Source organism: Celeribacter sp., from assembly GCF_048266405.1.
Taxonomy (GTDB): Bacteria; Pseudomonadota; Alphaproteobacteria; order Rhodobacterales; family Rhodobacteraceae; genus Celeribacter.
The window spans coordinates 83,848-92,497 of record NZ_JBLWZO010000011.1 but is presented as its reverse complement, the minus strand read 5'-3'; the positions used below and the strand labels follow the sequence as shown (position 1 = coordinate 92,497).

The following is an 8,650-nucleotide window of genomic DNA, read 5'->3' as shown; positions in this document are numbered from 1 at the left end:
GGTGATCTGTCGACAGTCTATGATGTTGATCCGCGTGATCCGGAGCAGGTGCAGGAATTCGTGGATCACAGCTGGTACACCTATGGTGAGGCGGGTAAGGGGCTTCACCCGTGGGACGGGATCACCGAGCCGAACTATGAGCTTGGCCCGAATGCGAAAGGCACCCGCACCAATATCGAAGAGTTGGACGAGGCTGCCAAATACAGCTGGATCAAGGCTCCGCGATGGAAAGGGCACGCGATGGAGGTTGGCCCTCTGGCGCGGTATATCATCGGGTATGCGAAAGGGCATGAAGACATTTCCGATCAGGTCACGGGGCTGCTCAAGACCATGGATCTGCCTTTGGATGCGTTGTTCTCGACGCTGGGCCGAACGGCGGCCCGTGCGCTTGAATCCGAATATTGTTCACGTTTGCAACAACACTTCTTTGACAAGCTGATCACCAATATCAAAAACGGCGATAGCTCCACGGCGAATGTGGAGAAATGGGATCCGAGCACATGGCCGTCAGAGGCCAAAGGTGTAGGCATGACCGAAGCCCCACGTGGGGCTTTGGGTCACTGGATCAAGATCAAGGACGGGCGCATCGAGAACTATCAATGCGTGGTGCCGACCACTTGGAACGGCAGCCCGCGTGACACTGAGGGTAATATCGGGGCTTTTGAGGCCTCGCTTCTGGATACGCCGATGGAACGTCCTGAAGAGCCGGTGGAGATTCTGCGTACATTGCACAGTTTTGATCCCTGTCTGGCGTGTTCGACCCATGTCATGTCGCCGGATGGTGATGAGTTGACGACAGTCAAAGTGCGTTAAGGGAGGAGAATATCGTGAAAAAACAAATCGTATCTGCAACTGTATTGGCCGCAACTGTGGCGTCTCCGGTGTTGGCACATGAAGGACATGCCACGTTGCCGGGAGCACATGGACACACAGAGGCGCATCTGTTGATAGCCGCACTTGCTGTGGCCGTAGTCTGGCTTGCTGTGAACACAATCAAAGGGCGTAAGGCCAAGCGTAAGGAGGAATAAAAATGTCGGAACAAGACACTCTTCCTTATCCGAAAGCTGAATTGGCCACGCCGTTGATAGGAGATGCAACAGAAGAAGATCTTGAAAGCCTTCGCAATCAGACGTCGATCTTTGTTTATGAATGGCCAGTGCGTGTGTGGCATTGGGTCAATGCTCTGGTAATCACGATACTTTGTGTGACTGGCTGGTTCATTGCCTCGCCCTTGCCATCAATGCAGATTGCCGAGGCAACGCATCAGTTTGTAATGGGCTATATCCGTTTTGCACATTTTGCGGCAGGCATGATCGTTACCGTGGGTTTCTTTGGCCGCATCTACTGGGCCTTTGTTGGAAATCATCACGCCAAGCAGCTGTTCTACATTCCAGTGTGGAGAAAGCGGTGGTGGAAAGAAGTGGTGATCGAACTCAAGTGGTACGCGTTTCTGGAAAAAGAGCCGAAGAAATATGTGGGCCACAACCCGCTGGCACAAATGGCTATGTTCTTCTTCATGACTTTGGGTCTGAGCTTTATGATTCTCACGGGTTGGGCGCTCTATTCCGAAGGCACGGGGCAGGGCAGTTTTGCTGACACGATGGCGGGCTGGGTTCTCACGCTCTTTGGCAATAGCCAGATCGTCCACTCCGTACATCATTTGGGAATGTGGTTTATCGTGGTGTTTATGATCGTCCATATTTATGCCGCGATCCGCGAAGATATTCTGTCGCGTCAGTCCATGGTTTCGACCATGATTTCGGGCACGCGGAGTTTCAAGGATCGGCGACCTTAATATACGACGATTAAAGTTAGTTTAGCAGAAGGCGGGGCAGGTTCCCGTCTTCTGCATTTTTGGTTTCCAGAATATTTACAAAGTGGTTAGTTTCTTTTCATGCAATTTGTGAAGGTTTTATGAGATTTGCTGAAAAATCCTGCGTTTCTAAGCGTTTAATTGTATTCCATTGTATTCCGAATTTTCTGGGCTGCGCCTGATCAGAAGGATTACGATCACTTGGCACATATGTCGAAAGTATATCTTCCGGCCCGATAGAGACACAAAAGCGCGCGGGCGGAGATGTGATGGCCTTTGGAGGAGGGGTACAATGACTGCGAGGATTCTCGTCCTTGGAATCGGAAATGTTCTGTGGGCGGATGAAGGTTTTGGTGTGCGCTGTGTCGAGCGACTGGCGCAAACATACGCCTTTGGTCCGGATGTTCGGCTGCTCGATGGCGGCACCCAAGGGCTCTATCTTCTGCCGTTTCTGGAAGAGGTGGACACGTTGCTCGTGTTCGATGCGGTGGACTACGGGCTTGCGCCGGGCACACTGAAAATCGTCGAAGATGACGATGTTCCCGCCTTTATGGGGGCGAAAAAGATGTCGTTGCATCAAACCGGATTTCAGGACGTTATCGCCACAGCGCAGCTCATGGGGTATTGCCCTGAAAAACTGATCCTGATTGGTTGTCAGCCTGAAGAGTTGGAAGACTACGGCGGGGGGCTGCGCGACGTTGTTTCTGCGCAGATTACGCCTGCCATCGAGATTGCGGCCGAGAAATTGCGCGGTCTTGGTGTTGAAGTGCGAGAAGGTCAAACCAAAAGTCCGGATCTCGCCGATCCATCTATCCAACGTTCTGCATATGAAATGGGGCGCCCTTCGGAAGAGGAGGCCTGTCGCGTTGGCGATGACCGTTTCCTGCCGCAGGACGTTTGATATGTGTGTTGGCATCCCAATGAAAATCCTCTCCCGTGAAGAGCTTGCTGCGACCGCTTCTGACGGGACAGACACACATCTGATTGACCTTGCTCTGACCGGTCCTTTGGAGCCGGGCACTTGGGTGCTGACGTTTCTTGGCACCGCGCGGGAGGTTCTTTCGGAAGTGGAAGCAATCAAAATCAAAAACGCATTGGACGGGTTGCGCGCGCTTATGGAAGGGCGCGATCTCGGGGACGCATTTGCGGATCTCGACACCCGTGAACCGCAACTTCCGCCGCATCTTCAGGCGGCACGTGACAAAGGGGAGACCACCGCATGAGCCACCCGCTAATTGAACGTCTGACGACCGAATTTGGTTGGCCTGTATTGGATACGGACCATGATGTGACCGAATTTACCCGTCGCGCAGGCACTCATGTTCTGTTTGTACCTGGGGATGCAAAACGCAATCTTGAAACGGCGGATGTGGCGGTGATTCTTCCGGAACTCAAAATTGCCTTTCAGGGTAAATTTGATTGCGCTGTGGTTGGCGAGGCGATCGAAGCCGAATTGCGGGAAACCACACGCGTTCTTAAAACACCGTCCCTTTTGTTCTACCGCGACGGAGTTTTTCTCGCAGGCATTCCGAAGGTTCGGGATTGGGATGAATATATGCATCGCATCGTGCAAATCCTTGCCATGCCCACACCACAAGCCGCTTGAGGGAGCCTGCTAATGGTCAATAATTTTCAACTCCCGCCGATGGGCTTTGGCCCCGGAACGCAACCACCCGAAGAGGATGGGGCAGAACTCGAATACATGCCGATGCCGCAGGATATGCAGACCTATACGGTGCATATTCCCGAGGTTGAAATCACCAATGCGCTCAAACCGGCGCTGGACCTTCTGTCGCAAATTTCCAAATCCTGCGCGCGGGTCGCGCAAACCCATGTTCCTGAACAATTCGATCTAACCGGTCTCGATGAGGCCAACCGCGCCTTGATCGCAGAGACGATGGGAGCGGGTGAAGTCGCAATGAAAATAAGCGGTATTCCCGCAATCAAGGTTCAGGAAAGCGTTTTTGCCGGCGTCTGGATGCTCAAGGCGGCGGGTCTTGATGTGATAGAAGTGGGCGATGTGCCGCAAATGGCGCGGGCTCGCGCCTTTGAACCGTTACGCGCGGGGCAGGGCGCAAATGCGCCACGCAGCCCCGCTGTCGTCAATGCGCCACCCTTGCTGATCGAGATCGAAGACAAATCTCGCAACTATGCTCCGGGGTTGGAACCACATGTGATCAATCTGACACTCTTGCCGCATACCGAACAGGATTTGGCGTGGCTCGATGTGGCCTTGGGGCAGGGTTCGACAGACATCCTCTCGCGCGGCTATGGCAACTGTCGGGTGATGGCAACCGCTATGCCGCATGTCTGGCGGGTGCAGTTCTTCAATTCGATGGATGTTCTCATTCTTGATACATTCGAGGTCACGGCCATGCCAGAGGTGGCGCTCGCTGCGGATGAAGACCTCATGGATAGTGGCGAACGCCTGCAAGAAGTGATGGAGGCGATCCAATGACTGCGGTCGGGTTCGAGGGTTCGTTCCTTGGCGCGAATGACAAGATTTCGGATCAGGCGATCATGGAATGCAAAATTTGCTGGACGCCTTATGATCCGCAGGAGGGAGATGACACACGGTCGATCCTGCCAGGTACGCCATTTCTGGCTTTGCCAGATGATTGGAAATGTCCGAATTGTGATGCTCCAAAAGAACAGTTTCTGGTGTCGGAAGATCCCGGCTCCGACGCGATGCAAGCAGCTGCACGTTTGGCCAGAAAGACCGAAGCACTGGTGAGCGATTTCACGGAAGTCTGGCATGCGAAAATGCGGGACGTGCCGATTGTGAACAAGCTTCTGCATGTGCAGGCTGTCGGGTTCATGGAATATGAGGGCCGCCCACTGGGCGTATTGATTTCGCCATGGTTCATGAACCTGCTCCAGCTGCCCGCCGAGGGTGAGGACTGGAGCGCCCTCACGGCAGGCGAGAAAGAGATTATTTCTTTCCCGTCCGGCGACTATGAGTTTATTCACAATACACGCGAACAAACGGGCGGTTATAAAGCCTGCTCGTTGTTTTCTCCTATGGGGGAGTTCAAAACTCAGGCGCAGGCCGTTGATGTCGCCAAGGCTGTGATGGTGGCATTGTTTCAGGATGAGCATCGGGCCGAGACGGATCGTAGCGCCGATATTCGTGCGGCACGCGAGCAGGAAATCGCGGAGCAGGCTGAACGTGAGGCGGCCGAGCAAGAGGCCCGTGCTGAAGAGCTGACCGTGGCTCCGACCCGAAGACAGGTTTTGACCGTCGGAATGAGTGGGGCGCCGAAAAGCGAAGATGAAATTGAGGAAAGCGAGTAATCATGGCTGTATCTGCCTCGGATACTGGTGCTTTGAGTGCGACATTGGCGCAGGCTATGCCTGTGGCGAAGCTCGTGCTCGGCAAGCCGGTTGAAGAGGTGGTGACCTTGATCCCGAGAGTGTTCAACCTGTGTCGAGGCGCGCAAGAGGCTGCGGCAAAACTTGCTTTTGGCTTGCCTTTGGACTCGGACGTGCGCCAGAGGCTTGCTCAGGATTTTATCCGTGACCACCTCGTTCGTTTGGGTCTTCTTCTGCCCCGTCATTTCGGGCTTCCCACCCTGCCTGTTGCGCAAGGAGTAGTCGGAGTCTTGCCGCCACAGATGCCTGAAACAGAGGCGGATTTTTCTTTATATCTTCGCCAGACTGAAGGGGTTGCCCCGATGTTGCGTGCATTGGATGCAGCGTTTCAATCGGGGGAGGCCGTGGCTGATTTGCCGTACATAGATGATCTACGGGTTGTTCAGGCCAATGCCTGTGAAAACTCCGTGGCGGCACGGCACGGCACCCATCCGGTGATGCAGCATATTGCCGAGACGCGGGGGCGCGGGCCGTTGTGGCGGGTCTTCGCGCGGATGCTGGATCTGGCCGCTTGTTCGCGGGGAGAAGTTCCGGCACCTAAGCGACTGGACGACGGTTGGGTTGTTGTACCAGCTTCGCGCGGAGCCTATGCGATGCGGGCCTGTGTGCGGGAAGGTATCGTGACACAATTTGAACGGATTACTCCGACCGACCATATGATGGCGGCAGGGGGGATTATGGCTCAGTCCCTTGCCAGTCTACCAGCGGCAAGCCGTCATTTGGCGACACTTCTGGTTGATGTTTTGGACCCATGCTCTCCAGTGACATTGCATGGTGGCGCAAAAGGTGGAGGGATCGCCAATGCATGAAATGTCATTATGTGAGGGCATTCGCACCGTGATCGAAGATGCTGCGGTCAAAAACGGGTTTTCTTCGGTGAAATCTGTTCGGGTTGAAATCGGAAAATTCGCCGGTGTCGAGAAGCCTGCGCTTGCCTTTGCATTTGATGTGGTAATGCGCGGTTCGGTTGCCGAAGGCGCGTTGTTGGAGATGATCGACCTTCCGGGGCGGGCCATGTGTTACGATTGTATGAAAGAGGTTGAGATCGAGAATAGGCTGGACCTTTGCCCAACTTGTGGCGGTGGAAAGCTGATGCCCGTTGGGGGCGATGAAATGCGGATCAAAGACTTGGAGGTGCATTGATGTGTAATGTGTGCGGTTGCGGAACAGCAAGTGTCGAAGGGCATGGCCATCATCACGATCATGGGGACGGGCATAGTCCCGACCATGCTCACCATCATCACGGGTCCAACATGCATTTCGGGCAGGGTCCAGCAGGCGTTGAAGTGCCCGGCATGACGCAGGAGCGCTTGATCGAAATCGAAACCGATATCCTTGCCAAGAACGACCGGTACGCCGAGGCAAATCGTGCTGTTCTAAAGGATAAGGGTGCCTTTGCTATCAATCTTGTGTCTTCTCCCGGGTCAGGCAAAACCACATTGCTGTGTAAGACAATCGAGATGCTTGGCGATCAACCTCTCGCCGTGATCGAGGGCGATCAGCAGACCGAGAATGATGCCAAGCGCATTCGTTCCACAGGGGCCAAGGCGGTTCAGGTCAACACTGGCAAGGGCTGTCACCTTGACGGTCATATGGTGGGGCACGCGATGGAACATCTGTCGCTGGACCCCAATTCTATGCTGTTCATTGAGAATGTCGGAAATCTCGTGTGTCCGGCAGGGTTCGATCTTGGAGAAGATTGCAAAGTGGCTGTTATTTCGGTCACGGAAGGTGAAGACAAGCCGCTGAAATACCCCGACATGTTCACCGTGTCCGAGATGGCTTTGCTCAACAAGATTGATCTGGCACCGTATTGTGACGTTGATCTGGACCTCTATGAGGAAAACCTTCGGCGCGTGAACCCGGCGATTGAAATCTTGCGTATTTCCGCGCGAACGGGCGAAGGGATGGAAGCCTGGGTGCAATGGCTTCACGATCGGCTCGCGGCGAAACCGGCAGTTCGGGTCTGACCATGACCGATTCCCTGCCCACAATTCTGTTGGTGGACGACGAGGAACACAGCCTCGCCGCCATGCGCATGGCGCTTGAAGATGAGTTCGATATTCTGACTGCGTTGAATGCAAGCGACGCACGAGACCTGATGGAAGAGCATTTTGTGCAGGTGATTTTTTGTGATCACCGGATGCCGGGTACGACCGGTGTCGAATTCCTGACAGAGGTGCGCGAACGTTGGCCGGAAACGGTGCGAATTATCATTACGGGATACACAGAAACAGGGGATATGATTTCCGCGATAAATGATGCGGGGATTTACCAGTTTCTCACTAAACCATGGCACCCTGACCATTTGATGATGGTGGCAAAAAATGCCACGGACCTGTTCCAACTGAACCGCGACTATGATCGTATGTCTCTGGAAATGCGATACCTTTCTCGTTCGGTTGAGGTGAAGCTCGAAGAACAGCGTAAGGCCTTGCGCGAGGGGATGGGGTTCGAGACTGTGCTGCGTGCGGCAAATTCCCCGCTCAATGCAGTCATCGAACAGGCGCGCCAGTTTGCCACGTTCGATGTGCCCGTTATGCTCACAGGAGAGACAGGCACGGGTAAACGGAATTTGGCGCGGGCGATGCACTATAGTTCGTTGCGATCGGACAAACCCTATTTCGAATTCGACTGTGCGTCTGTCGATGACGATATTCTGGAGATCGAATTGTTTGGTGCCCGTCGCGGGGCTTTGTCAGGGATCACCAGTCACAAAACGGGACTGTTCCAGAAAGCGGATCGGGGTACACTCTATCTGTCTGGCGTGTGTAGCCTGTCGCCCCGCCTTCAGCTTTTGTTGTTACGTGCGGCGCGGGACGGGGCTTTCCGGCCTGTGGGCAGTCACGAAATGCGACATGCTCAGGTACGGCTTTTGACAGGAACAGAGCGGGATTTGCGCATTGAAGTGGCCGAGGGCCGGTTCAATGCCGAGCTCTACTTTGCTTTATCTAAAGCGGGGCTGACTGTGCCACCTTTGCGTGAACGTCAGGGAGATCTTCCGGTTTTGGCGCAAACCTTTCTGTTCGAGATGGCAGAACAACATGGCAAGCCCGTCAGTGGCTTGTCCGATGATGCGCTACAATTTCTGTCTGAATATGACTGGCCGGGCAATATGCGGGAGCTTGAAAACGAAGTTCTTCGTATGTTGATCTTTTCACAGGATGCCCTGCTGGGCCCTGAATTGATTTCGCGTCACATTTTACAAGCAATCCCGACCAAAGGTGCCGAGCCAGAGACAGCTGTTGATCGTGTGTTGATCGGAACTGGCACTCTTAAGGATAGGGTAGAACAGATCGAAATGCGCATTCTTCGGGAGACGCTCACCAGATTGAAATGGAATAAAAGCCGTGCGGCGGCGGAGCTTGGCCTTTCGCGCGTCGGGCTGCGCGCCAAGATCGAGCGCTATGGTTTGGTTGAGCGGAAGCATCAAGACGATGAAATCACAAGTGAGGAGAGATAGCC

General features: G+C 54.2%; 12 protein-coding genes. All 12 read left to right on the top strand.

Annotated elements, in window-relative coordinates; genetic code table 11:
- A partial coding sequence (locus ACN0TS_RS15850; RefSeq protein WP_417260339.1) for a nickel-dependent hydrogenase large subunit occupies nt 1-813 on the top strand: 813 nt, incomplete at its 5' end.
- Between the two features lie 14 nt (nt 814-827).
- Nucleotides 828-1,028 carry a hypothetical protein gene (locus ACN0TS_RS15845; RefSeq protein ID WP_417260338.1) on the top strand — a complete coding sequence of 67 codons (201 nt, stop codon included), beginning with the start codon at nt 828-830 and terminating at the stop codon, nt 1,026-1,028.
- A gap of 2 nt (nt 1,029-1,030) precedes the next feature.
- Complete coding sequence (cybH, locus tag ACN0TS_RS15840) at nt 1,031-1,795, top strand: Ni/Fe-hydrogenase, b-type cytochrome subunit (protein WP_417260337.1); 765 nt, start codon at nt 1,031-1,033, stop codon at nt 1,793-1,795.
- A 310-nt stretch (nt 1,796-2,105) separates the two neighbouring features.
- On the top strand, nt 2,106-2,714 hold the full coding sequence (locus ACN0TS_RS15835) for a HyaD/HybD family hydrogenase maturation endopeptidase (RefSeq protein ID WP_417260336.1): 609 nt from the start codon (nt 2,106-2,108) through the stop codon (nt 2,712-2,714).
- Nucleotide 2,715: 1 nt separating this feature from the next.
- A complete protein-coding gene (locus ACN0TS_RS15830; RefSeq protein WP_417260335.1) occupies nt 2,716-3,036 on the top strand; it encodes a HypC/HybG/HupF family hydrogenase formation chaperone in 321 nt (106 codons plus the stop codon).
- Nucleotides 3,033-3,419 (top strand): hydrogenase accessory protein, encoded by a 387-nt coding sequence (locus tag ACN0TS_RS15825; protein WP_417260334.1) that lies wholly within the window; start codon nt 3,033-3,035, stop codon nt 3,417-3,419. Before ACN0TS_RS15830 ends, ACN0TS_RS15825 begins: the two co-directional genes overlap by 4 nt.
- Nucleotides 3,420-3,431: 12 nt before the next feature.
- Nucleotides 3,432-4,271: a hydrogenase expression/formation protein gene (locus tag ACN0TS_RS15820; protein ID WP_417260333.1), complete on the top strand. Its 840-nt coding sequence runs from the start codon at nt 3,432-3,434 to the stop codon at nt 4,269-4,271.
- Nucleotides 4,268-5,107 carry a [NiFe]-hydrogenase assembly chaperone HybE gene (gene hybE, locus ACN0TS_RS15815; protein WP_417260332.1) on the top strand — a complete coding sequence of 280 codons (840 nt, stop codon included), beginning with the start codon at nt 4,268-4,270 and terminating at the stop codon, nt 5,105-5,107. Before ACN0TS_RS15820 ends, hybE begins: the two co-directional genes overlap by 4 nt.
- A 2-nt stretch (nt 5,108-5,109) precedes the next feature.
- On the top strand, nt 5,110-5,994 hold the full coding sequence (locus ACN0TS_RS15810; RefSeq protein WP_417260331.1) for a hydrogenase expression/formation protein HupK: 885 nt from the start codon (nt 5,110-5,112) through the stop codon (nt 5,992-5,994).
- Entirely contained in the window at nt 5,987-6,328 is a 342-nt protein-coding gene (hypA, locus tag ACN0TS_RS15805) for a hydrogenase maturation nickel metallochaperone HypA (protein WP_417260330.1), read from the top strand. Before ACN0TS_RS15810 ends, hypA begins: the two co-directional genes overlap by 8 nt.
- On the top strand, nt 6,328-7,155 hold the full coding sequence (gene hypB, locus ACN0TS_RS15800; RefSeq protein ID WP_417260329.1) for a hydrogenase nickel incorporation protein HypB: 828 nt from the start codon (nt 6,328-6,330) through the stop codon (nt 7,153-7,155). The genes hypA and hypB overlap by 1 nt, the downstream gene beginning before the upstream one ends.
- Nucleotides 7,110-8,648, top strand: coding sequence for a sigma-54-dependent transcriptional regulator (locus tag ACN0TS_RS15795; protein WP_417260328.1), 1,539 nt, complete (start codon nt 7,110-7,112; stop codon nt 8,646-8,648). The genes hypB and ACN0TS_RS15795 overlap by 46 nt, the downstream gene beginning before the upstream one ends.
- Nucleotides 8,649-8,650 lie beyond the last annotated feature (2 nt).